Consider the following 24833-nt stretch of genomic DNA (forward strand, 5'->3'; position numbering starts at 1 on the left):
ACCGTGGTTCAGTTCGGGAATGTCGTCACTGCGATGGTCACTCCCTTTGACCGAAAAGGAAACTTAGATTTAGCGAAAACGACAGAACTCGTCAACTATTTGCTTGACAACGGCACGGATGCGCTTGTTGTCGCAGGCACGACCGGCGAATCGCCGACGTTGACGACGGAAGAGAAAGTCGCACTGTTCCGCCATGTCGTTTCCGTCGTCAATGGCCGCGTGCCGGTTATTGCTGGGACGGGAACGAACAATACGCGCGCCTCGATCGAGCTGACGAAACGGGCGGAAGAAGCAGGCGTCGATGCCGTCATGCTTGTGGCGCCATATTACAACAAACCGAATCAAGAAGGGCTGTATCAGCATTTTAAAGCGATCGCTGAGAGCACGCCGCTGCCGGTCATGTTGTACAACGTGCCGGGGCGCACGTCGGTCAACCTCGCTCCTGAGACCGTCATTCGGCTGGCAGCGATTCCGAATATTGTCGCGGTCAAAGAAGCCGGCGGCAATTTAGAAGCGATGGCGGAAATCATTGAACGCACGCCGGACGATTTTCAACTGTATAGCGGCGATGACAGCTTGACGCTGCCGGTGTTGGCGATCGGCGGCGCCGGCGTGGTTTCTGTTGCATCGCACATCATCGGCAACGAAATGCAACAAATGATTCGTGCATTCCAGGCCGGCGACCATCAAGCCGCCGCCGCGTTGCACCGGAAATGGCTGCCGCTCATGAAAGGGCTGTTCGCTGCGCCGAGCCCGGTGCCGGTGAAAACCGCCCTGCAGTTGCGCGGCTTGGATGTCGGCTCGGTACGCCTTCCGCTCGTTCCGCTCACCGAGCAGGAGCGAAACGAGCTCAGCCGTCTGCTTGATGCTTGATGGCCATATCCGTGCAGCAAATGACCCCAGCGTCGGTTCGGACGTTGGGGCTTTTTTGTCGAGACGGTGAAATGCGCCGGCTCGTTCATGAACCATCTTGTGTTTTTTGGCATCAATTCGTTATAATAAAGGCAAGTGACTTTGAGCGGGTTAGCATCACAATTAGGAGGACGCAGCCTTGAAATCCAAAATAAAGCCAGTAGAGAAAATACGCATTTTTGCCCTTGGGGGAGTCGGGGAAATCGGCAAAAACATGTATGTCGTCGAATTGGACGAGGACATTTTCGTCCTCGATGCCGGGGTGATGTTCCCGGAAGATGAGATGTTTGGCATTGACAAAGTCATCCCGGACATTGCCTACTTAATTGAACGGCAGCACCGCATTCAGGCGATTTTTCTCACTCACGGGCATGAGGAGCATATGGGAGCGATCGCCTACGTGCTCAAGCAGCTGTCTGTGCCAGTCTACGGGACGAAGCTGACGCTCGGGTTGGCGGAAGCGATTTTAAAAGAGCAAGGCATTGCAAACGCCAAACTGAATGAAATTCATCCTGACGCTGAACTGCTGTTTGACAAAGCAAAAGTGACGTTTTTCCGCACGATCCACAGCATCCCCGATTCGATCGGCATCAGCCTGCATACATCGCAAGGGGCGATCGTGTACACGAGCGATTTTAAATTTGACCAGACGCCGTATGGCAATAATCGCGCCGACTTGGGGAAAATGGCGCAAATCGGCGAACAAGGGGTGCTTTGTCTTTTGTCGGACAGCACGAATGCCGAGCGTCCGGGCTACAGCGGCTCTGATACAGCCGTCGCCCATGAGATTGCAGATGTGATCGGCCACGCGAAAGGGCGCGTGTTTGTCGCCTGCTATGCTTCGAACATTACGCGCATCCAACAAGTGCTTTACGCCGCCAAGCAGTACGGGCGCAAGGTGGCGGTGATCGGCAAAACGCTGCATAAAATTATGGACATCGCCGTCCGCCTCGGTTATTTGCATCTGCCGGATAAGGTGACGATTTCTTCCTACGACTTGGACCGCTATGGGGATGATGAACTCGTCATTTTGACGACCGGGGGTCATGGCGAGCCGATGAGCGCGCTTTGGCGCATGGCGCGGCAGGCGAACAAGCAGGTGAACATTAAAGAGGGAGACACCGTCATCGTCGCTGCTTCTGTCATGCCGGGGTATGAGCTTGGGTTTTCGAAAACGATCGACGCCCTATACCGGGCTGGGGCGAACGTCATTTACCACAATCGGCAAGTGCACGTGTCCGGGCACGGCTGCCAAGAAGAGCTTAAGCTCATGCTTAATTTGATGAAGCCGAAATATTTCATCCCGGTGCATGGGGAGTACCGAATGCAAAAGGCGCACGCCCGGTTGGCGAAGGCGGTCGGCATCTCGGAAGAGCGGACGTTTTTGCTTGACAAAGGTGAAGTGGTCGAATTTCGCGGCGGAGCCGCCCGCCCTGGCGGTAAAGTGCCGTACGGCAACATTTTAATCGATGGCCTCGGCATCGGTGACGTCGGCAATATTGTGTTGCGCGACAGGCGTTTGTTGTCGCAGGACGGCATTTTGATCGCCGTGGTGACACTAAACAAAGAAGCGAAAACGATTGCTGCTGGACCGGAAATCATCTCGCGCGGATTCGTTTATATGCGCGAGGCGGAGACGCTGTTGGAAGAGGCTGAGCAAATGGTGGCGGAGATCATTAAGCGCTGTCTGGAATCATACATGCTGGAATGGTCATCGTTAAAGGCGAACATTCGCGAGGCGCTAAGCCAGTTTTTGTTTGAGAAAACGAAGCGAAAGCCGATGATTTTGCCGATTATTATGGAGGTATAACGCAATCATGCTCAAAGTCCAAGGGAAATGCTGGAAACGGTGAACCGTTGCCGGCATTTTTCTTTTTCTTTTCGGCCATACTAAACGTATGACCGATAGAAAGGAGAAGGAATCGATGGACAAGGAGCGTTACCTTCAGGAAGAGACGGAAGAAAAACCGGAAACGAAAACGGAAGAGGCCACTGCTGCCATCACCCAGCTTGGGCAGACGAACGTCCCGCAAATGGAACCGGATACGAACATTCATTGTCTGACGATTGTCGGCCAAATTGAAGGTCATATTCAGCTGCCGCCGCAAAACAAGGCGACAAAATACGAACATGTGATCCCGCAAATCGTCGCCATTGAGCAAAATCCGAAAATCGAAGGGCTGCTCGTCATTTTAAATACGGTCGGCGGTGATGTGGAGGCCGGGCTTGCGATTGCGGAAATGCTCGCTTCGCTGTCAAAACCGACCGTTTCCATCGTGCTTGGCGGCGGCCATTCGATCGGCGTGCCGATCGCCGTTTCGTGCAACTATTCGTTCATCACTGAGACGGCGACGATGACGATTCATCCGATCCGTTTGACGGGGCTTGTCATTGGCGTTCCGCAGACGTTTGAGTATTTGGATAAAATGCAGGAACGCGTCGTCCGCTTCGTAACGAAGCATTCCAACATTAGCGAGGAGAAGTTTAAAGAGCTCATGTTTTCCAAAGGCAATTTGACGCGCGACATCGGCACGAACGTCGTCGGTCCCGATGCGGTCCGGTACGGCTTGATCGATGAAGTGGGCGGCGTCTCACAGGCCATGGCGAAGCTGCGCCAGTTGATCGAAGCGAAAAAAGGCGGCGAAGGGAAGATGATCCAATGATTTTGTACACGATCATGCCGGAACATTTGGTGTTCCCGGTCGATGCGGCCGCGTATGAAAAGCAAAAGCTAGTGCATTACGAAGGCATCCCGTTGCTCGTCCAAATGACCGATACGGGCGAATATGAAATCGTGCAAAACTTAAGCACCAACCCCTATCATTTTTTAAACGCCAAGTATGCGCCAGGGGTGCGGTTTCCGGTTTCTGTCGCAACATCGTAATGAATTGTCAAGTTGTTCATGATATAATAATAGACAAACGGAAAAAAGCAGCCATTGTTGGCTGCTTTTTTCCGGCTTGCCAATTCATTCATGTTGGAGTGAGCGATCATGGCGAAACGAAAGCGACAAAAAAAAGGAAAACCGCCAAAGAAACAGTCATGGACGGAGACAATTCGCTTTGAATTGATCGGTCTCGGGCTGCTGGCTGTTGCCGTTGTGGCGATGGCTCGCCTCGGGCTTGTCGGGGAAACATTCGTGCTTGTCGGCCGCTTTTTTTTCGGCGAATGGTACATGCTGTTAATAGGGGGAGTGTTCATTTTATCGCTCATCCTCATTTGGAAACAATCGTGGCCGTCATGGGCGAGCCGTCCGTTTGTCGGCGTGTCAGTCATCACAGCGGCGCTTTTGCTGCTAAGTCACGAGAAGTTATTTGAGCTCATGTCGCGGCGCGGTGAGCTTGATCCGAGCGTCATCCGGACGACGTGGGCGCTGTTTTGGAACGAGGCGGGCGGAAAGGAGTCCCATGCCGACCTAGGCGGCGGAATGGCTGGCGCTCTGTTGTTTGCCGCCAGCTATCAGCTGTTTGATTCGCTCGGGACAAAATGGATTTGTTTTCTGCTGTTTGTAGTCGGCTTTGTCGTATTGACCGGGAAATCGCTGCGCGAAACGATCGGACAGATAGTTGTTGGGGCGGCCGCGCTTGTGCGGAAGGAATGGCTGGCGTTCGTCGCCGATGTGAAACAATGGCTCGCGGGGCGAAGACGGCGAGCGAGTGTAGAACGAGGCCGGCGTTCACGGCGGACGGCCGCCTATCCGGCCGAGGAATCGGCAGAAGCCGGGGCTGCTGAGGCGGACGACGAATTGCTCTCGCCGCCGCCGATCATATCCGATTTTGCCGCCGTCCGGGCGGTCGCCGAGCCGGAAGAAGAGAAACAGTTGCCTGTGGAAGATGACGACAGCGAAGGAGGGGCATCCCCGCCGTTGGCGTTTTCCGAGCATGAAAATGCCAATTACGATTTGCCGCCGCTTGAACTTCTCCGTCCGCCAAAGCCGGCTGGGCAGTCGACCGACCATGCGAATATTTATGCCAATGCGCGCAAGCTGGAAAAAACGTTCCAAAGCTTTGGCGTTAAAGCGAAAGTGACGCAGGTGCACCTTGGCCCGGCGGTGACAAAATATGAAGTGTACCCGGACGTCGGGGTGAAAGTAAGCAAAATCGTCAGCTTAAGCGACGACTTGGCGCTCGCCTTGGCGGCGAAAGACATCCGCATTGAAGCGCCCATCCCCGGCAAGTCCGCAATCGGCATCGAAGTGCCGAACGAGGAGATCGCCACCGTCTCGCTGCGCGAAGTGCTGGAGGCGGTCGAGCACACAAGGTCCGAATCCAAGCTGTTGATCCCGCTCGGGCGCGACATTTCCGGGGAAGTCGTTGCCGCCGAGTTGAACAAAATGCCGCATTTGTTGATCGCCGGCGCTACCGGGAGCGGGAAAAGCGTCTGTATCAACGGCATTATCGTCAGCCTGCTCATGCGCACCAAGCCCCATGAAGTGAAGTTGATGATGATTGACCCGAAAATGGTCGAGCTAAGCGTCTACAATGGCATTCCGCATCTGTTGACGCCGGTCGTTACCGATGCGAAAAAAGCGGCTCAAGCGCTGAAAAAAGTCGTCCAAGAAATGGAACGGCGCTACGAGCTGTTTTCCCATACCGGCACGCGCAACATTGAAGGGTATAACGAGCATATCCGTCAGCAGAACGAAGCCGCGCTGGAGCAGCAGCCGCTTTTGCCATATATCGTCGTCATCATTGACGAACTGGCTGACTTGATGATGGTCGCTTCGTCAGATGTGGAAGAGGCGATCACTCGGTTGGCGCAAATGGCGCGCGCGGCCGGCATTCACTTGATCATCGCCACTCAACGCCCGTCGGTTGACGTTATCACGGGCGTCATTAAGGCCAACATTCCGTCACGCATCGCGTTCAGCGTCTCATCGCAAATTGACTCACGCACCATTCTCGATGTGGGCGGGGCGGAAAAACTTCTCGGCCGCGGCGACATGCTGTTTTTGCCCATGGGCGCGTCCAAACCGGTGCGCGTGCAAGGCGCATTTGTGTCCGATCAAGAAGTGGAAGACGTCGTCCAATTTGTCATCGGCCAGCAGCAGGTCCAATATTACGAGGAGATGATCGTACCGGAAGAGGAGGCGAACGCATCGGCCTTCGAAGACGACTTGTATGAAGAGGCCGTCCGCCTTGTTGTGGAAATGCAAAGCGCTTCTGTGTCGATGCTGCAGCGCCGCTTCCGCATTGGCTACAACCGCGCCGCCCGGCTGATCGACGCCATGGAGGAGCGAGGCGTCGTCGGTCCGTACGAAGGGAGCAAACCGCGCGCGGTTCTTTGGTCGAAAGAAGATTTGAAAAAGACGTCGTAGCACTCGGCGGAAAATGGGCCTCAGAGCATTTTGTCAGAAAAGCGCTGGCGTCACGAGGTTTTTCCATTGAACATGGGCTGAAATCAACAGTCTTTTGCGCTGCATCGCAAGCCCTGATCGCTAAGCAGGCAGGTCGATGCCACCTGCCTGCCAATCGTATGCCACATTGGAATCGCTTCCATAAACATATCTTTTTTTTTCGACAAAATTTGATAACCCTATTTATTTGGCCAGTAAAAAATGATATAGTAGTCTCAAAAAGGTTATATGTCTAATGTCAGAGGTCTGACTCTTACAGGAGATCATGTGGAGGACGTTGTCATGTCAATCAAATCAGACAACCGCCATCTGTACTTGCAAGTCATCGACCGTTTGAAACACGATATTGAAACTGGCGTGTACAAAGAAAAGCAAAAGCTGCCGTCTGAGTTTGAGCTTGCCAAACAGCTTGGCGTCAGCCGGGCGACATTGAGGGAAGCGCTCAGGGTGCTGGAAGAAGAAAACATTATCATCCGCCGCCACGGCGTCGGAACGTTTGTCAACGCCCGGCCGCTGTTTACGTCCGGCATCGAGCAGCTCTCAATCATCACGGACATGATCCGCCAAGCCGGACGAAAACCGGGAACGATTTTTTTGTCTTCTTCCATCCAGCTGCCGACAGAAGACGATATGCGCCGTTTTCAATGCCGCCCGGACGACGAGATTTTGTTGATCGAGCGGGTGCGCACCGCCGACGGGGAGCCGGTCGTCTATTGCCTCGATAAAATTTTGAGCAAGTATTTGCCAAAAGGCATTTCGTACGAACACGAATCGTTGTTTGAAAACTTGCACAACCAAACGCATCGCGACATCGCCTATGCGGTCGCGCGCATCGAGCCGCTCGGCTATCATGAAAAAGTGTCGCCGATTTTGCAATGCGACCCGGAAACGGCGCTGCTTGTGCTCAAGCAAATGCATTTCGACAAAAACGACGAGCCGATTTTTTATTCCGTCAACTACTTCCGCTCCGACAAGTTCAGCTTCCATGTCATGCGGAAGCGGTTCAGCTTTTAAGGGGGTGAAAATGGGTACATAGAAAGAGAGCGGAAGCTTTATACTAATTAAAGAACAAATTTTCAAGCCAGGGGGTAGTGAATGTGAAAAAGCGAATCGGATTGGTGTTGTCCGTCCTGTTTGCCGCCGGCACGCTGCTTAGCGCCTGCGGACAAGCCGGCAACAATGCGGGAGGCGGCAATCAGAAAGATACGTTCAGTGTCGCCATGGTCACCGACGTCGGCGGCATTGACGACAAATCGTTCAACCAGTCGGCTTGGGAAGGGCTGCAAAAGTTCGGCAAAGACAACGGGTTAGAAAAAGGCCGCGGCGGCTACGACTACTTGCAGTCATCGAGCGACGCTGACTATGCCACGAACTTAAACAAGCTTGTGCGCAGCGACTTTGACTTGATTTTCGGCATCGGGTATTTGATGGGCGACGCGGTGAAAGAAGTCGCGAAGCAAAACCCGAAAAAACATTTCGCCATCGTCGACACGGTTGTTGACGAGCCCAATGTCGCCAGCATCACGTTCAAGGAGCATGAAGGCTCGTTCCTTGTCGGCGTTGTTGCCGGTTTGATGACGAAAACGAATAAAATCGGCTTTGTCGGTGGGATGGAGATTCCGTTGATCGAAAAATTCGAAAGCGGATTCCGCGCCGGCGTGAAAGCGGTCAATCCGAAGGCGACTGTGAAAGTGCAATACGCCGGGGCGTTCGACCAAGCGGATAAAGGGAAAGCGATCGCCTCGAGCATGTACGCGTCTGGCATCGACATCATCTACCATGCAGCTGGAGCGACTGGGAACGGCGTCTTCTCGGAAGCGAAAGATTTGAAGAAGAAAGATCCGAACCGCGAAATTTGGGTCATCGGTGTTGACAAAGACCAAGCGCCGGAGGGAGAAGTGAAAGTCGGCGGCAAAACGTACAACGTAACGCTCACTTCGATGGTGAAACGCGTCGACGTCGCTGTCTATGACACGGCGAAACGGGCGAAAGAGGGCGACTTCCCGGGCGGCAAAACGATTGAGTACGGGTTGCCGGAAAATGGGGTTGGCATTGCCCCGACGCAAGACAACATTCCGGAGAACGTGTTAAAAACCGTTGACGAATGGAAGCAAAAAATCATCAAAGGCGAAGTGAAAGTTCCGACAAACCGGAAAGAGTACGAGCAATTCGCTGCGACGATCAAGTGACGAACAACGGCGAAGAAGGCTAGCGCGAGCCGCTAGCCTTCTTCAAAATCGTCAACTACTCCCACTTCGCGAACGCTTGAAGTGGGGGCTTGCCACTCCCCAGAAGTGCAAACGGACTTCGTCCTCCTTTCCTTGACTTGGGGTTGCATCAGGGGGCAGGTTGACCGCTGCCCAACGACGCAGGTCATGCCTGCATCGTTGCCGATTCTCTCGGTGTGTCTGTTGGCAGTACTTGGCTTCCACACACAACAGACGGACCTACGCTCGATGTTTGACGGTTACAACGTTTCCTGCAGCCAACTCCATCCATCGAGCAGCCGTGATTGGAGTGCCTTTATTGAACGGTTTTCTCCACGTCTTTATTCGATCATACACAAAAGAAAGGGGGAACGCGCATTCCTCTCCCACTTACTCCCTTTGGTCGTTGAAGTGGGAGTCTCCTGCGCGAAATAGGATGAAGGGCGGCCGTTTCGCTGTCGCCTTTCATTTTGTGATTTTGACCTTGCTTGAGTAAGGAGTGAATCGCTTGGAATACGTGATTGAAATGCTCAATATCCGCAAAGTGTTTGGCACGTTTGTCGCCAATGACAACATTACGCTGCAAGTGAAAAAGGGGGAGATACACGCTCTGCTTGGCGAAAACGGGGCCGGCAAATCGACGCTCATGAACGTGCTGTTCGGTTTATACCAGCCGGACGGCGGCGAAATCCGTGTGAAAGGAAAGCCGGTGCGCATCACCGACCCGAACGTCGCCAACGATCTTGGCATCGGCATGGTGCATCAGCACTTTATGCTCGTCGATACGTTCACGGTGACGGAAAACATCATCTTAGGCAGCGAACCGACGCGGGTCGGAACGATCGATATGAAGCGGGCGGAGCGGGAAGTGCGCGAATTGTCGGAACGATATGGACTCGCGGTCGATCCGACAGCGAAGATCGCCGACATTTCCGTCGGCATGCAGCAGCGCGTGGAAATTTTAAAGACGCTTTACCGCGGCGCCGATATTTTGATTTTTGACGAACCGACAGCGGTGTTGACGCCGCAGGAAATCCGCGAGCTCATCCAAATTATGCGCACGCTCGTCCGCGAAGGAAAATCCATCATTTTAATTACACACAAACTTAAAGAAATTATGGAAGTGTGCGACCGCGTCACCGTCATCCGCCGCGGCAAAGGAATTGCGACGCTCAATGTGGCGGAGACGAATCCGAACGAACTGGCGGCGCTCATGGTCGGCCGCGAGGTGCAGTTTACGACCGCTAAGAAACCGGCTGAGCCTGGAAAACCGGTGTTGGAAATTAAAGACTTAGTCGTCAAGGACGCGCGCGGGATCAAAGCGGTCAACGGTTTGAACTTGACGGTGCACGCCGGCGAGATCGTCGGCATTGCTGGAGTTGACGGCAACGGCCAGACCGAGCTCATTGAAGCCATAACCGGGTTGATCAAAGCTGAATCAGGGACAATCCGCCTCAACGGCCGAGACATTACGAATTTGCCGCCGCGCAAAATCATCGAAGCCGGCGTCGGCCATATTCCGCAAGATCGGCATAAGCACGGGCTTGTCCTTGACTTTCCGATCGGCGAAAACATGGTGCTGCAAACGTACTATCAGCCGCCGTACTCGAAACGGGGTCTGTTGAATTTTCAAGCCATTTACGAAAAAGCGCGCCAGCTCATCCGCGAATTTGACGTGCGCACGCCGGATGAATATACGAAGGCGCGGGCGCTGTCGGGCGGAAACCAGCAAAAAGCGATCATCGGCCGCGAAGTTGACCGCGACCCGGATTTGTTGATCGCCGCCCAGCCGACAAGGGGGCTTGACGTCGGCGCGATCGAGTTTATCCATAAGCGGCTCATCGAACAGCGCGACCGCGGCAAAGCGGTGCTGCTCGTCTCATTTGAGCTCGATGAAGTCATGAACGTCAGCGACCGGATCGCCGTTATTTATGAGGGGAAAATTGTCGCCATCGTCGATCCGAAAGAGACGACGGAACAAGAGCTCGGGCTGCTGATGGCCGGAAGTAAACGGAAGGAAGCAGGTGTGTCGTGATGAAGTCAAACCGTCTCCAGCAATTGTTGATTCCTGTATTGGCTGTCTTGCTCGGCATGGCTGCCGGATCCATCGTCATGCTCGTGAGCGGCTACAACCCGATCGCTGGGTTTTACGCTCTCGTGTACGGGGCATTTGGCGATACGTACTATATCGGCGAAACGATCCGCCAGACGACGCCGTACATTTTAACCGGGTTGGCGGTGGCGTTTGCTTTTCGCACCGGCTTGTTTAACATCGGGGTCGAAGGGCAGCTGATCGTCGGCTGGCTGGCGGCCGTCTGGGTCGGCGTGTCGTTCGACTTGCCGAAAATCATCCATTTGCCGCTCGCCATTTTGGCGGCCGCCCTCGCCGGAGCGCTTTGGGGGCTGATCCCGGGCGTGCTAAAGGCGTATTTAAAAGTGCATGAAGTCATTATTACGATTATGATGAACTATATTGCTTTGCATGTAACGAACGCCATCATCCGTTCCGTTTTGTCCGATGAGGGATTTAAATCAAAGCCGGTGAAAGAAAGCGCATCGCTTCACTCTGACTTTTTTGATGCCATTACGTATCATTCCACCATGCATTACGGCATTTTCATCGCTGTCGCCGCCGCATTTGTCATGTGGTTTTTGCTTGAGCGAACGACGAAAGGGTTTGAGCTGCGGGCGGTCGGGTTCAACCAGCATGCCTCCCAGTATGCCGGCATGAACGTGCGCGCCAACATCATTTTAGCGATGGTCATCTCCGGCGCTTTTGCCGGCGTCGCCGGGGCGATGGAGGGTCTTGGCACATTTGGAAACATCTCGACGAAAGCCGGCTTTACCGGCCTCGGGTTTGACGGCATCGCCGTCGCCTTGATCGGCGGCAACAACGCGTTTGGCATTTTGCTCTCCGCCTTGTTGTTTGGCGCCTTAAAAGTCGGGGCGTTGGAAATGCCGTCAAGCGCCGGCGTGCCGACCGAACTCGTCGATATTATTATCGCGCTCATCATTTTCTTTGTGGCATCGAGCTATATGATTCGATGGCTGTTATCTCGCTGGAAAAAGGGGGCGGAGTAAGTGAGCGTGTATGACGTGTTGCAGACGATTATCCCGACAGCGATTTTCTTTGCGGCTCCCCTCATTTTCACGGCGCTTGGCGGTGTGTTCAGCGAACGGTCCGGCGTCGTCAACATCGGGCTTGAAGGATTGATGACCATCGGCGCGTTTGTCGGCATCGTCTTTAATTTGACGTTTGCCGATCGGTTTGGCGAATGGACGCCGTGGCTTGCCTTATTGGCTGCCATGGTGGTCGGCGCTGTATTTTCCCTGCTGCACGCTGTCGCGTCGGTTACCTTTCGCGCCGACCAAGTCGTCAGCGGGGTGGCGATCAACTTTTTGGCGCTTGGCCTGTCGCTGTTTTTAGTCAAAAAAATGTACGGCAAAGGCCAGACCGACCAAATTCAAGTCGGGTTTGACAAAATCGATGTGCCGGTGTTGAGCGACATCCCGGTCATCGGCCCGCTGTTGTTCTCCAATGCGTATGTGACGTCGTACATCGCCATTTTGTTGGCGTTTGTCTCTTGGTATGTGATTTATAAAACGCCGTTTGGCCTGCGGCTGCGTGCGGTCGGCGAACATCCGATGGCGGCGGATACGATGGGGATTCATGTCGCCAAAATGCGCTACATCGCCGTCATGATCAGCGGGGCGCTCGGCGGTTTGGGCGGTGCGGTATACGCGACGATCATTTCCCGTGATTTTAGCCATGCGACGATTTCTGGGCACGGATTTATGGCGCTCGCCGCCATGATTTTTGGTAAATGGCATCCGATCGGCGCGATGGGAGCGGCGCTCTTTTTCGGACTGGCGCAAAGCTTAAGCATTGTCGGGCAAACCATTCCGTTTTTGAAAAACGTTCCGACGGTTTACTTGCTCATCGCCCCGTACGTGCTCACCATTTTGGCGCTCGCCGGCTTCATCGGGCGGGCGGAGGCGCCGAAAGCGGCCGGCACGCCATATATCAAAGGGAAACGGTAGAACTTGCAGCTGTCCGGCGCAACCGGACAGCTGTTTTTCATTCCCATGATGGCAATGTTTCCAAGCGCATCGGACGAACTAGGCGGATTTGTTTGCATTTGTCGCTTGGCAACAGGTATATTGTTGATAAGACATCTCACAATAAGCATGCCGCCCATTTTGCGACAGAAAAGGAGGAGTTGGATTGGTCGACGAAAAAGTCACAGCGGTCGGACCGGTTCGCGTCCATACGATTTCGACCGATAAGTACAAAACGAACACGATCGTTTGGAAAATGAAGGCCCCTCTTGCTAAAGAAACGGTCACGCTGCGCGCGCTTTTGCCATACGTCTTGCAAAGCGGCACGGCCGACTATCCGAGCGTTAAGGCGCTGCGCACCTATTTGGATGAACTGTACGGGGCGACGCTGAACGTCGATTTAACGAAAAAAGGCGAACATCATATCATGACGATTCGCATCGATGTCGCCAATGAACGATTTTTGCCGGAGCAAACGCCGTTGCTTTCGAAAGCGCTTCAGCTCTTGGCCGATCTTCTGTTCCGCCCGGCTCTTGATGGCGGGCGGTTTGTCACCGACATTGTCGAGCAGGAAAAGCGGGCACTCCGTCAACGCATTCAGGCGGTGTATGATGACAAAATGCGCTATGCGAACATGCGCCTTGTAGAAGAAATGTGCAAAGGCGAACCGTACGCGCTCTCGCCTAATGGCGAGCTCGAGGATGTCGACGCCATTACAGCGGAAAGACTGCACCGCTATTATGAGCGGGCGTTGGCTGAAGATGAGCTTGACTTGTATGTCATCGGCGATGTCGACGAAGAAGAGGTGCTCAACACCGTCCGTCAGCGCTTTTTGCTGCCCGACCGCGCAGAGCCGGCGCGTACGCCCCAAGCTCAGGCAAAAGCGCGTGGGGAAGTGAAGGAAGTGATCGAACGGCAAGACGTCAAGCAAGGGAAATTGAACATCGGCTACCGAACGAATGTCACATACGAAGATGACGATTACTACGCCTTGCAAATGTTTAACGGCATTTTTGGCGGTTTTTCCCATTCGAAGCTGTTCATCAACGTCCGCGAGAAGGCAAGCCTTGCCTATTATGCCGCCTCAAGGCTTGAGAGCCATAAAGGGATTTTGATGGTCATGTCCGGCATTGAACCGTCCAACTATGAGAAGGCGCGCCGCATCATCGATGAGCAAATGCAGGCGATGAAAAACGGCGATTTCACAGATGAAGAAATGGCGCAGACGAAAGCGGTCATCCGCAACCAGCTGCTTGAGACGCTCGATACGCCGCGCGGGCTTGTCGAGGTGTTGTACCATAACGTCGTCTCAACGCGAAAGCGCCCGATCGATGAATGGATGGCCGGCACCGATCAAGTGACACGCGAGGATGTGGTGCGCGTCGCTGACAAGGTGGAGTTGGATACGGTGTACTTTTTGACCGGAATGGAGGCGACGGAAGATGGAAAAACGGGTGTATGAGACGCTGCGCGAAGAGCTGTTTTATGAAAAAATGGACAACGGTCTTGACGTGTACATTTTGCCGAAAAAGGGATTCAACAAAACGTACGCCGTGTTTACGACGAATTACGGTTCGGTGGACAACCAGTTTGTCCCGCTCGGTAAAACGGAGATGAAGCGCGTTCCGGACGGCATCGCCCATTTTTTGGAGCATAAGCTGTTTGAAAAAGAAGACGGCGACGTGTTTCAGCAATTCAGCAAACAAGGCGCCTCGGCGAACGCCTTTACGACGTTCACCCGCACCGCCTATTTGTTCTCAAGCACCGACAATGTCGAGAAAAACTTGGAAACGTTGATCGATTTTGTGCAAAGCCCGTACTTTTCCGACAAGACAGTGGAAAAAGAAAAAGGGATCATCGGCCAGGAAATCCGGATGTACGACGACAACCCAGACTGGCGCGTCTATTTCGGCGCCATCGAAAGCATGTATCACAACCATCCGGTCAAAATCGACATCGCCGGCACAGTTGAATCGATCGCCCAAATTACGAAAGAGTTGCTGTATGAGTGCTACGAAACGTTTTACCACCCGAGCAACATGCTTTTGTTTGTCGTCGGCCCGGTCGATGAACAAAAAATCATGCAGCAAATCCGCGACAACCAGGCGAAAAAGTCGTTCCCGCAAGCCCCGGAAGTGAAGCGGTTTGCGTATGAAGAACCGAGCGCAGTAGCGGAAAAGAAAAAAGTGATTCCGATGCATGTGCAGACGAACAAGTGCTTTGTCGGCATCAAAGCGCCGTCCGTTCCTGAAGCCGGCGAACAAAAACTTCGGCATGAGCTTGCCTTCCACGTCGCATTAGACTATTTGTTTGGAAAAAGCTCGCCGCATTATGAACGGCTGTACCGCGAAGGATTGATCGATGATACATTTATGTACGATTATACAGAAGAGCGCGGGTTCGGCTTCGCGTTGATCGGCGGCGATACAAGGGACGCTGAACGGCTCGCTTCGGAAATTCAAACGGTGCTGCTGTCGTTTGCCGCGGAGACTATAAAAAAGGAAGAATTTGAGCGGGTGAAAAAGAAAAAAATCGGCGCTTTTTTGCGCGCGCTCAACTCGCCGGAGTATATCGCCAACCAGTTTACGCGCTACGCGTTTTACGGCGCGAGCTTGTTTGACATTTTGCCGGCGTTGTCATCGTTGACGCTTGACGACGTTGCAGCCATTGCCGATGTGTGTTTCCGCGATTCGCAAATCGCCGTTTGCGAGGTTGTGCCAAAAGGGCAATGACAGGGGCTGACCGAAAGAGCGGTAATGCCCCTATCTGGGGCAGCATGGAAAACTAGACCACCCTGAAACCCCTGGTAAAACCAACGATTTCAGAGGTGGTCTCTTTCCCATGTTTTTCAGTTTCATTTCATCAAAAAGGGGCTTTTGCGTCAGCCCCTTTTTTGCGTCCAACAGAAGGAGGAGAACGTTCGATGCGCTATGCGTTAATTACCGGAGCGTCAAGCGCGATCGGGCAAAGCATCGCCCGCGAGCTCGCGCAAGGCGGCTATGGACTTTTTCTTCATTACTACCGGCGCCGCGCGCCCATTGAGGCGCTACAAGCCGAACTAACCGGCGTGCACACCGTGCCGGTGGAAGCGGATTTGTCGATGCCGGGCGGGGTCGACCAACTGCTTTCCCGCCTCGACCGCCCGATCGATGCCATCATTTATAACAGCGGGGCCACGTATTACGGGTTGCTTACCGACATGAATGACGAGCTGATCGAACGGATGGTGCGCCTCCATGTGACAAGCCCGGCGCAGCTTGTGAAAAAACTGCTGCCGCCGATGATTTCGAAAAAGCGCGGCCAAATTGTGTTCATTTCTTCGATTTGGGGGTTGTGCGGCGCCTCATGCGAAGCGGTGTATTCGATGACCAAGGGCGGGCAAAACGCGTTCGCCAAGGCGCTGGCGAAAGAGCTCGCCCCGAGCGGCATCCGCGTCAACGCCGTCGCGCCGGGAGCGATCGCCACAGATATGCTCCGGCCGTTCAGCGAAGAAGAATTGGCGGCGCTCGCCGATGAAATTCCGGCCGGCCGGCTCGGGACCCCTGAGGAAGTGGCGAAAACAGTGGCGTTTTTGTTGTCGGACGCCGCTTCTTACATCACCGGCCAAATCATCTCTGTCAACGGCGGCTGGTATTGTTGAGCGTATATTTTTTTTGCCCGCAGGCAAACTATCCTTGAAACGTTCATCAAGGAGGGAGGGAATGAACATGTCGGTACTGGATAACTTTGAACAATGGAAAGACTTTTTATCGGAACGTCTGCAGCAAGCGCAGCAACAAGGTTTGACCCAGCAAGTGATCTCAGATGTCGCCTATCAAATCGGGGACTATTTGGCGAAACACGTCGACCCGAGAAACCCGGAAGAACGGGTGCTCGCCGACCTTTGGAGCGTTGCGGATGAAAAAGAACAGCATGCCCTTGCCAACATGATGGTGAAACTTGTCCAACAAAATAACACCCGGTAAAGAGAGGGGCTCCCTCTCTTTTTTCTTTCCTCTTTTCGGTTGCTTTTCCGTTCGCGGTTATAGTAGTATGAACTTAGCATAAGGCGTTCGTGCGGACAGCGGCAAGGGAGGAGACGGGATGGGCAAGCAGGAGTGGTATTTGGAGTATGAGATTCATGTCAACCGTCCAGGGTTGCTCGGCGATGTCGCCTCGTTGCTCGGCATGTTGTCGATCAACATCGTGACGATCAATGGCGTCCGGGATTCGCGCCGCGGCATGTTGCTTCTTTGCGACAGCAACGAACAAATCGAGCGGCTGGCGACAATTTTGCGGACGATGGACAACATTACGGTGACGAAACTCCGCCAGCCGAAGCTGCTTGATCGTTTGGCCGTCCGCCATGGCCGCTACATTCAGCGCGATGCCGACGACAAAAAGACGTTTCGCTTCGTTCGCGACGAGCTTGGGCTGTTGGTCGATTTTATGGCAGAAATTTTTAAAGAAAAAGGGCATAAGCTCATCGGCATTCGCGGGATGCCGCGCGTCGGCAAGACGGAGTCGATCGTTGCTGCGAGCGTATGCGCCAATAAGCGGTGGCTGTTTGTATCATCGACGCTGATCAAGCAGACCGTCCGCACGCAGCTGATGGAAGACGAATATAGCGAGGACAACATTTTCATTGTCGACGGCATCGTTTCGACGCGCCGCGGCAATGAGCAGCACTGGCAGCTCATCCGTGAGCTGATGCGCCTCGAGGCGACGAAGGTCGTGGAACATCCGGACATGTTTGTCCGCCATACGGAATATACGCTTGATGATTTTGACTATATTATTGAGCTGCGCCATGAACCGGATGAAGACATTTCCTACGATGCGATTGAACGCCCGTCCTTGCTGGGCGGAGACGGATTTTCCGAATTTGGATTTTAATTTTAACAAGTGGAAGGTGTTGGCTGTTGACGGAACTGGGAAAACGTTTGCGGGAAGCGCGAGAGGAAAAAAACATCAGCTTGGACGAGCTGCAAGAGATGACGAAGATTCAGAAGCGGTATTTGATCGGCATTGAAGAAGGGAATTACGCCATTATGCCGGGCAATTTTTATGTGCGCGCCTTCATTAGACAATACGCCGAGGCGGTCGGCCTCGATCCGGATGAGCTGTTTGAACAATATAAGCAGGACATTCCGCAATCGTACCAAGATGATCTTCCGCAGCCGCTGTCGCGCGTGAAAACGCGCCAACAGCTTTCCGCCGAAGGGACGAAATGGCTCGACTGGCTGCCGAAAGCCTTGATCGCGGCGGTCGTCGTCGGGGCGGCCGTTCTTGTTTGGGTGCTGCTCCAGCGCGGCACGGCAAACGAGCCCCCGGCGAAAACGAGCCCGGAGACGGCGGAAGTGGAAAAGCCGAAACAGTCGCCGCTTGAACAGGCGAAACAAAAGCAGTCGGCGAAGGAAACGGACGAGAAGGAAACGAATGAAAACGGACAGCAAAATGAACAGCCAGCGCCGACTGGCGAAGAAGAACAGCCGGCTGCGGCGATGAATGTGACGGAAAAGCGCGGCAACACGGCGACGATTGAAGTCGCCAGCTCTGGCGCGTTTTCCATCGAGCTTTCATCCAAAGGAACGTCATGGGTCGAAGTATACAATACGAAAGGCCATACGTTTTACCGCGGCAACTTGACAAGCGGGCAGACGAAAACGTTCGATCTGTCGGCCGAAAGCGAAGTATGGGTGAAAATCGGGCGCACGCTCGATGTTGAGATGAAGGTGAACGGCCAACCGTTTGCCTACCCGTTTGCCCCGAAAGAGGAAGTATACCAAAAGCTGCATTTCGTGTTGAAGAAATGATGGAACACGGCGCTTTTCCGCAGGAAGGCGCCTGCTTTTCGCACGGACTGAACTATGTTGAATGAGCGGAGGTATTTGTGGTGAACTTGCCGAATAAAATTACGGTAGCGCGCATTATGCTCATCCCGTTTTTCTTGATCGTGATGCTCGTTCCGTTCGGGTGGGGAAGCATCCAAATCGGCGGGACAGAGCTTCCGGTTGCCCATCTTGCCGGCGCGCTCATTTTCATCATCGCCTCAGCCACGGACTGGATCGATGGCTACTATGCCCGCAAATACGGGTTGGTGACGAATTTAGGAAAATTTTTAGATCCGCTTGCCGATAAACTGCTTGTGTCAGCAGCGCTCATCGTGCTCGTTGAACTCGGCGCCGCTCCGGCTTGGATGGTGATCGTCATCATCAGCCGCGAATTTGCCGTTACCGGCCTGCGGCTCGTGCTCGCCGGGGAAGGGGAAGTCGTCGCTGCCAACATGCTTGGCAAAATCAAGACATGGACGCAAATTGTCGCCATTTCCGCTTTATTGTTACATAACTTCCCATTCTCGCTCATTTCGTTTCCGTTCGCTGAATTGGCGCTGTGGGTGGCGGTCATTTTTACGATTTGGTCTGGCTGGGATTATTTTGCGAAAAACAGACATGCGTTTTCCCATTCGAAATAGCCGGCCACAAAGGGGGAGAAAAGTCTGTTGAACGCGGAGATCATTGCTGTTGGCTCTGAGCTGTTGCTTGGGCAAATCGCCAATACGAACGCCCAGTTTTTGTCGCAGCAGCTGGCGATGTTTGGCATTAACGTCTATTTCCATACCGTCGTCGGCGACAACGCCGACCGCCTTGAGCAGGCGGTGAAAACGGCGCAAACGAGAGCGAACCTCATCATTTTCACCGGCGGCCTCGGCCCGACGAAAGACGATTTGACGAAGGAGACGATCGCCCGTTTGCTTGGCCGCCGGCTCGTGATCGACGAGGAAGCGCTCCGAGCGATTGAGGTGTATTTTGCCCGCACAAACCGGCCGATGACAGAAAACAATAAAAAGCAGGCGCTCGTCTTGGAAGGATCGACGGTGCTGAAAAACGAGCACGGCATGGCGCCAGGGATGGCGCTTGTGGCAGACGGCATTACGTACATGCTGCTGCCCGGGCCGCCGAAAGAAATGCGGCCGATGTTCAAAAAATACGGAAACGCCTTTTTGCGCCGTACGTTTTCGCTTTCCGAGCGCATCGAGTCGCGCGTCCTCCGCTTTTTCGGCATCGGCGAGTCGGCGCTCGAGACGGCGATCGCCGACTTGATCGACGCCCAGTCGAACCCGACGATCGCCCCGCTTGCAAACGACGGTGAGGTAACGCTCCGTCTGACGGCGAAACATCGGGATCAGGCGAAAGCCAAGCGGCTGCTCGACGAGGCGGAAGCCGCCATTTTGACGCGCGTCGGCCGTTATTGTTACGGGTATAATGATGAAACGCTGTTTACAAAGACATTGGCACGGTTAAAAGAAAGAGGATGGACAATCGCTGCAGCGGAAAGCTTGACTGGAGGCATGTTCCTTGAAGAGCTGACAGCTGTGCCGGGGGCGTCGGCTGCTGTGCGCGGCGGCGTTGTCTGTTACACAAACGGCGTAAAAGAACACATCCTTGGCGTGCCGCGGCCGCTGCTGGAGACGGACGGAGCGGTAAGCGAACCGTGCGCACGCCTGCTCGCTGAGAACGTGCGCACGATGTGCGATGCGGATATCGGCATCAGCTTCACCGGCGTCGCCGGCCCCGATCCGCTTGAGGGCCATCCGCCGGGCACCGTGTATGTCGGCATCGCCATGCGCGGGCGCGACACCGTCGTCCACCGCCTCACCTTATCCGGCACGCGTGATGCCATTCGCATCCGCACCGCCAAATACGGCTGTTTTTTTCTGCTTGAGATGCTCGCGGCCGACTGCTGATCGGCCTCCCCCTTCCTTCTCCATTCTCCACCGCACATCGTTTTTTCCACCGCATGAGTATGGCGATTGTTGCTAGTTTCTCCACCGAAAAAACGAATGGACGTTCGTTTTTTGCTTGGCAATGGCCGCAAAACGCGGTATAGTATAAGTAGTCCTAGAATAAGGAGGAGTAGGTTAGTGAACCAAGATCGTCAAGCTGCATTGGAGCAGGCATTAAAACAAATTGAACGACAGTTTGGCAAGGGGGCCATCATGAAGCTCGGCGAGCAAGTCGACCGCAAAGTGTCGGTCGTGCCGAGCGGTTCGCTAGCGCTCGACATCGCGTTAGGCGTCGGCGGCTATCCGCGCGGGCGGATTGTGGAAATTTACGGCCCGGAATCGTCCGGGAAAACGACCGTTGCCCTTCACGCGATCGCTGAAGTGCAAAAGCGGGGCGGGCAAGCAGCTTTCATCGACGCAGAGCACGGTGCGACCTGTTGCTGACTGAAGTATGGCGGAAACGCCGTGCGAAAAGTCAGCGGGACTGAGCATGAGTAGGTCCTAACTGCATCACCGAGAGCTCGGTGAAAATCCGAGACGGGAATGAAGGTTGGCATTCCCGCCCTAATACCCCGACGTGCGGTCATGGTGCGCAACATGACTGTACGAAGCTCGGAGAGGACGGCGAAAAGCAGACCTGAGAAGCGGTTAGCGAAGTAGCCGGGGGTCCATAAAGCTCCTATGGCTAGAGAACGCATAGCGTTGGAACGAACCACCGGAAGTACGGCTCGTAAGGCGTGGGGCGCCGAAAAAAGAAGGCGCTCACCTCCTAAGTGAGGTTCAGCCCTGGATGAGGTATTCGTGTTTGCCGAGTCTGGATTGATCCCGTAGAGGATCTTTGCCTTGAGCCCTCCAACCATGGGTAGAAAGGCGGCTGACGGGTCAGAGGTGGAGCCTAAGGGAGCATGCAAGGATAGGTGATGCGGTACAGGTGAACCACCCCAGCGGATGCCAAGGGATGCGCATCCCGATGCCGCTAAGCAGGAGGAAATGACTGCTGAAGGGGTGGGGCAGCAGCCCGTAGTAGTGATGAAGCAGGGTAACTCCTGCGGAGCGAAGGGGCATAGTCGAGTACCCTAGGTTACTAACCCAGACAATGATTAGGAAGCCGTGAGGAAATCCGTAAGGGTTTCGGTGAGCAAAACTGACTAAAAACGTGTATGGTACAAATCCGCTAGAAAGGATTTGATACTATCAACCAAACGTTTCAAGAACTAATCATTCCTAGGTCGGAGCAGGAATTCCGCGACCTACAAGACAAGATGTACGCCATTACACAATAAGTAAACTCGAGGAATACAGAAAGTGCGTACACTATATAGATGCAACGAAGAAGTTTAACATATCCTTGACGGAAAAGCGGTTTGTCCATTTTCGACTGTCGAAGGCAAGCCCTAGACTTCTCCGTCACGCCAAGGCGTGACGGAAGACCGAACAACCACCTGCTTCACAGACCCATATATGGGTCTGTGAAGCGGCGTTGTTCGGTCGCCTGACAGTCGATAAAAGCTGCAAATGGGAAATCTTCAAATTGCATCTATCCTGAAAATACCCGAACTCCAAAATGTGTAAAGTTGTAAAATTCAACATAGAGGTCTTTTCATCCTTCCGATGGTGACGAAATTTTTTTGTCATGGGAGTCTATATAGTAAAGTCTAGAGCGGATTAGTAACCGGGGTACTCGATGGAACGCCGTGTGCGGGGAAACTCGCACGCACGGTGTGAAGCGGGGGAAAATAGCCCCTCCGGGTAATGCCGAGGGTGACTATTACCTATCGCTATCGCTCGACCCCATCTATGCACAAAAATTAGGGGTCAATATCGATGAATTGCTGCTTTCCCAGCCTGACACGGGCGAGCAGGCGCTCGAAATCGCGGAAGCGCTCGTGCGAAGCGGCGCGGTCGATATTATCGTCATCGACTCGGTGGCGGCGCTTGTGCCGAAAGCGGAAATTGAAGGGGAGATGGGCGACGCCCATGTCGGCTTGCAAGCGCGGCTTATGTCCCAGGCGCTTCGCAAGCTGTCCGGCGCCATTAACAAGTCAAAAACGATCGCCATCTTCATCAACCAAATTCGCGAAAAAGTCGGCGTCATGTTTGGCAATCCGGAAACGACGCCGGGCGGGCGGGCGCTCAAGTTTTACGCTTCCGTCCGCCTAGAGGTTCGTCGCGCCGAGCAAATCAAGCAAGGCAATGATATGGTCGGCAACAAGACGAAAATCAAAGTCGTCAAAAACAAAGTCGCGCCGCCGTTTAAAACGGCTGACGTCGACATTATGTACGGCGAGGGCATTTCCCGCGAAGGGGAAATCATCGATATGGCGTCTGAACTTGACATTGTGCAAAAAAGCGGCTCATGGTATTCGTACAAAGACGAACGGCTCGGCCAAGGGCGGGAGAATGCAAAACAATTTTTGAAAGAAAACCCGCATATCGCCGAAGAAATCGCCCGCGCCATCCGCAAACATTACGGCATCGATGATGGCGAAGCAGGCGGCGAACCGATGCAAGACGAATTTGGGCTGCTTGAGGAATAACAGACGGAAGGCGTCCTGGCATGACTGGGGCGCCTTTTTCCTAGCTGCCGAAACGGAACGGCCATTCACGTCCCTTTGCAGGATATGCCGGAGGACGCCCGACTAACTTGCAGGCGGTTCTGTTTCTTTTCGCATTTTGCCAAAAAGAAGAGGAAGAGCAGAACGCTCTGTGTGTCGCGGCTTAAGAAGGGCTCCTGTGTAATATCTTGACAATTCCTACCGCCGCCTTTACAATGAACATGTATATTTATCCATGTACACGGCAGGGTCGCGTGACCGCCCGCAGCGGCGTACTGCTTGGATGCGGGGGCGCGTGGAAATGGCCAGGCAAACGACCAAGCCAATGGGTTGAAAACGGGAATGTCCATCTGCGTCGGACGATGGCGCGAAGAAGGCGCAAGGGAAAACGAAACAGCAAGAGGAGGTGAAACGATGGGTTCGATCATCATCTCCGCTTTGCTTGCCTTAGTCATTGGTGCCGTTGTTGGCTTTTTTGTTCGCAAATCGATTGCCGAAGCGAAAATCGGTGGCGCGAAAGCAGCTGCCGAGCAGCTGATTGAAGAGGCGAGACGCGAGGCGGACGCCTTGAAAAAAGAGGCGCTTCTCGAAGCGAAAGACGAGATTCATAAATTGCGGACGGAAGCGGAGCGCGAAATCCGCGACCGGAGAAGCGAGCTCCAAAAACAAGAAAACCGCTTGATGCAAAAGGAGGAAAACCTCGATCGCAAAGATGAAGCGCTCAACAAACGCGAGGCGCTGCTTGAAGCGAAGGAAGAAGCGTTAAACGAAAGACAACAGCATATTGAACAAATGGAAAGCAAAGTGGAAGCGCTCGTGAAGCAGCAACAAACCGAACTCGAACGCATTTCCGGCCTGACGCGCGACGATGCGCGCCAGCTCATTTTGGAACGCGTTGAAAAAGAACTGTCCCATGAGATTGCCATGATGATCAAAGAGGCGGAAACGCGGGCGAAAGAGGAAGCGGACAAGCGGGCGAAAGCGATTTTGTCGCTGGCCATCCAGCGCTGTGCCGCCGACCATGTCGCCGAAACAACGGTGTCCGTCGTCAACTTGCCAAACGATGAAATGAAAGGGCGGATCATCGGGCGCGAAGGGCGGAACATTCGCACGCTTGAGACGCTGACTGGCATCGATTTAATTATCGATGATACGCCGGAAGCGGTGATTTTGTCCGGATTTGATCCGATTCGCCGCGAAACGGCGCGCATCGCGTTAGACAAGCTTGTGCAAGACGGACGCATCCACCCGGCGCGCATTGAAGAAATGGTGGAAAAGGCGCGCCGCGAAGTCGATGAGCACATTCGCGAAGTCGGTGAGCAGACGACGTTTGAAGTCGGCGTCCATGGCTTGCATCCGGATTTGATCAAAATTTTAGGGCGGCTGAAGTTCCGGACGAGCTACGGACAAAACGTCTTGAAACATTCGGTGGAAGTGGCGTTTTTAGCCGGACTGATGGCGGCCGAACTCGGAGAAGACGAAATGTTGGCGCGCCGGGCCGGCTTGCTTCATGATATCGGCAAGGCGATCGACCATGAGGTTGAAGGCAGCCACGTGGAGATCGGCGTCGAGCTGGCGACGAAGTACAAAGAACATCCCGTTGTCATCAACAGCATCGCCTCCCACCATGGCGACACCGAGCCGACATCGGTCATCGCGGTGCTTGTGGCGGCGGCGGATGCGCTCTCCGCAGCGCGGCCGGGAGCGCGTAGTGAGACGCTGGAAAACTATATTCGCCGCTTAGAGAAACTGGAGGAAATTGCGGAATCGTACGAAGGCGTGGAAAAATCGTACGCCATCCAGGCCGGCCGCGAAGTGCGCATCATGGTCAAGCCGGATATGATCGACGATTTGGAAGCGCACCGGTTGGCGCGTGACATCCGCAAACGGATTGAAGAAGAGCTCGACTACCCGGGCCATATTAAAGTGACCGTCATCCGTGAAACGCGCGCGGTCGAATATGCGAAATAAAGTGGCAT

General features: G+C 54.1%; 20 protein-coding genes and 1 pseudogene. All 21 read left to right on the top strand.

Annotated features, from left to right (window positions below; all coding sequences use genetic code 11):
- Window positions 1-3 precede the first annotated feature (3 nt).
- The 21 genes and pseudogenes from dapA (at window position 4) to rny (ending at window position 24825) form a co-directional block, all read left to right on the top strand.
- The gene (gene dapA, locus AP057_RS07595) at window positions 4-873 is read left to right on the top strand and encodes a 4-hydroxy-tetrahydrodipicolinate synthase (protein WP_033008058.1); all 870 of its coding nucleotides are present in this window, start codon (window positions 4-6) and stop codon (window positions 871-873) included.
- Window positions 874-1051: 178 nt separating this feature from the next.
- Window positions 1052-2722, top strand: coding sequence for a ribonuclease J (locus tag AP057_RS07600; RefSeq protein WP_055358428.1), 1671 nt, complete (start codon window positions 1052-1054; stop codon window positions 2720-2722).
- 115 nt (window positions 2723-2837) lie between these two features.
- On the top strand, window positions 2838-3575 hold the full coding sequence (locus AP057_RS07605) for a ClpP family protease (RefSeq protein ID WP_033008054.1): 738 nt from the start codon (window positions 2838-2840) through the stop codon (window positions 3573-3575).
- The gene (locus tag AP057_RS07610) at window positions 3572-3796 is read left to right on the top strand and encodes a YlzJ-like family protein (RefSeq protein WP_033008053.1); all 225 of its coding nucleotides are present in this window, start codon (window positions 3572-3574) and stop codon (window positions 3794-3796) included. Before AP057_RS07605 ends, AP057_RS07610 begins: the two co-directional genes overlap by 4 nt.
- A gap of 108 nt (window positions 3797-3904) precedes the next feature.
- A complete protein-coding gene (locus AP057_RS07615; protein WP_055358429.1) occupies window positions 3905-6229 on the top strand; it encodes a DNA translocase FtsK in 2325 nt (774 codons plus the stop codon).
- Window positions 6230-6550: 321 nt separating this feature from the next.
- Complete coding sequence (locus tag AP057_RS07620) at window positions 6551-7282, top strand: GntR family transcriptional regulator (protein ID WP_055358430.1); 732 nt, start codon at window positions 6551-6553, stop codon at window positions 7280-7282.
- A gap of 83 nt (window positions 7283-7365) precedes the next feature.
- Window positions 7366-8457: a BMP family protein gene (locus tag AP057_RS07625; RefSeq protein ID WP_055358431.1), complete on the top strand. Its 1092-nt coding sequence runs from the start codon at window positions 7366-7368 to the stop codon at window positions 8455-8457.
- Between the two features lie 526 nt (window positions 8458-8983).
- The gene (locus AP057_RS07630; protein WP_049624702.1) at window positions 8984-10510 is read left to right on the top strand and encodes an ABC transporter ATP-binding protein; all 1527 of its coding nucleotides are present in this window, start codon (window positions 8984-8986) and stop codon (window positions 10508-10510) included.
- The gene (locus AP057_RS07635; protein ID WP_033012199.1) at window positions 10510-11556 is read left to right on the top strand and encodes an ABC transporter permease; all 1047 of its coding nucleotides are present in this window, start codon (window positions 10510-10512) and stop codon (window positions 11554-11556) included. The genes AP057_RS07630 and AP057_RS07635 overlap by 1 nt, the downstream gene beginning before the upstream one ends.
- A complete protein-coding gene (locus AP057_RS07640) occupies window positions 11557-12516 on the top strand; it encodes an ABC transporter permease (RefSeq protein WP_033012197.1) in 960 nt (319 codons plus the stop codon).
- A gap of 184 nt (window positions 12517-12700) precedes the next feature.
- On the top strand, window positions 12701-13996 hold the full coding sequence (gene yfmF, locus AP057_RS07645; protein ID WP_055358432.1) for an EF-P 5-aminopentanol modification-associated protein YfmF: 1296 nt from the start codon (window positions 12701-12703) through the stop codon (window positions 13994-13996).
- Window positions 13977-15266 carry an EF-P 5-aminopentanol modification-associated protein YfmH gene (gene yfmH / locus AP057_RS07650; RefSeq protein WP_049624705.1) on the top strand — a complete coding sequence of 430 codons (1290 nt, stop codon included), beginning with the start codon at window positions 13977-13979 and terminating at the stop codon, window positions 15264-15266. The genes yfmF and yfmH overlap by 20 nt, the downstream gene beginning before the upstream one ends.
- Window positions 15267-15457: 191 nt before the next feature.
- Window positions 15458-16174 (top strand): elongation factor P 5-aminopentanone reductase, encoded by a 717-nt coding sequence (gene ymfI / locus AP057_RS07655; protein WP_033012192.1) that lies wholly within the window; start codon window positions 15458-15460, stop codon window positions 16172-16174.
- Between the two features lie 67 nt (window positions 16175-16241).
- Complete coding sequence (locus AP057_RS07660; protein ID WP_055358544.1) at window positions 16242-16499, top strand: DUF3243 domain-containing protein; 258 nt, start codon at window positions 16242-16244, stop codon at window positions 16497-16499.
- A 118-nt stretch (window positions 16500-16617) separates the two neighbouring features.
- The gene (locus AP057_RS07665; protein WP_055358433.1) at window positions 16618-17409 is read left to right on the top strand and encodes a DUF3388 domain-containing protein; all 792 of its coding nucleotides are present in this window, start codon (window positions 16618-16620) and stop codon (window positions 17407-17409) included.
- 26 nt (window positions 17410-17435) lie between these two features.
- Window positions 17436-18329 (top strand): RodZ domain-containing protein, encoded by an 894-nt coding sequence (locus AP057_RS07670; protein WP_049624707.1) that lies wholly within the window; start codon window positions 17436-17438, stop codon window positions 18327-18329.
- 80 nt (window positions 18330-18409) lie between these two features.
- Entirely contained in the window at window positions 18410-18988 is a 579-nt protein-coding gene (gene pgsA, locus AP057_RS07675; protein ID WP_033016861.1) for a CDP-diacylglycerol--glycerol-3-phosphate 3-phosphatidyltransferase, read from the top strand.
- Between the two features lie 27 nt (window positions 18989-19015).
- A complete protein-coding gene (locus AP057_RS07680; protein ID WP_055358434.1) occupies window positions 19016-20260 on the top strand; it encodes a competence/damage-inducible protein A in 1245 nt (414 codons plus the stop codon).
- Window positions 20261-20437: 177 nt separating this feature from the next.
- Window positions 20438-20725, top strand: a pseudogene (locus tag AP057_RS07685) (DNA recombination/repair protein RecA); the annotation flags it as partial.
- A gap of 1295 nt (window positions 20726-22020) precedes the next feature.
- Window positions 22021-22836, top strand: a complete 816-nt coding sequence (recA, locus tag AP057_RS07690) for a recombinase RecA (protein WP_230847153.1) — start codon at window positions 22021-22023, stop codon at window positions 22834-22836.
- Window positions 22837-23268: 432 nt separating this feature from the next.
- Window positions 23269-24825, top strand: a complete 1557-nt coding sequence (gene rny, locus AP057_RS07695; RefSeq protein WP_055358435.1) for a ribonuclease Y — start codon at window positions 23269-23271, stop codon at window positions 24823-24825.
- Window positions 24826-24833: the final 8 nt, after the last annotated feature.

The sequence above is a fragment of the Geobacillus sp. Sah69 genome, assembly GCF_001414205.1.
Classification (GTDB): Bacteria; Bacillota; Bacilli; order Bacillales; family Anoxybacillaceae; genus Geobacillus; species Geobacillus stearothermophilus.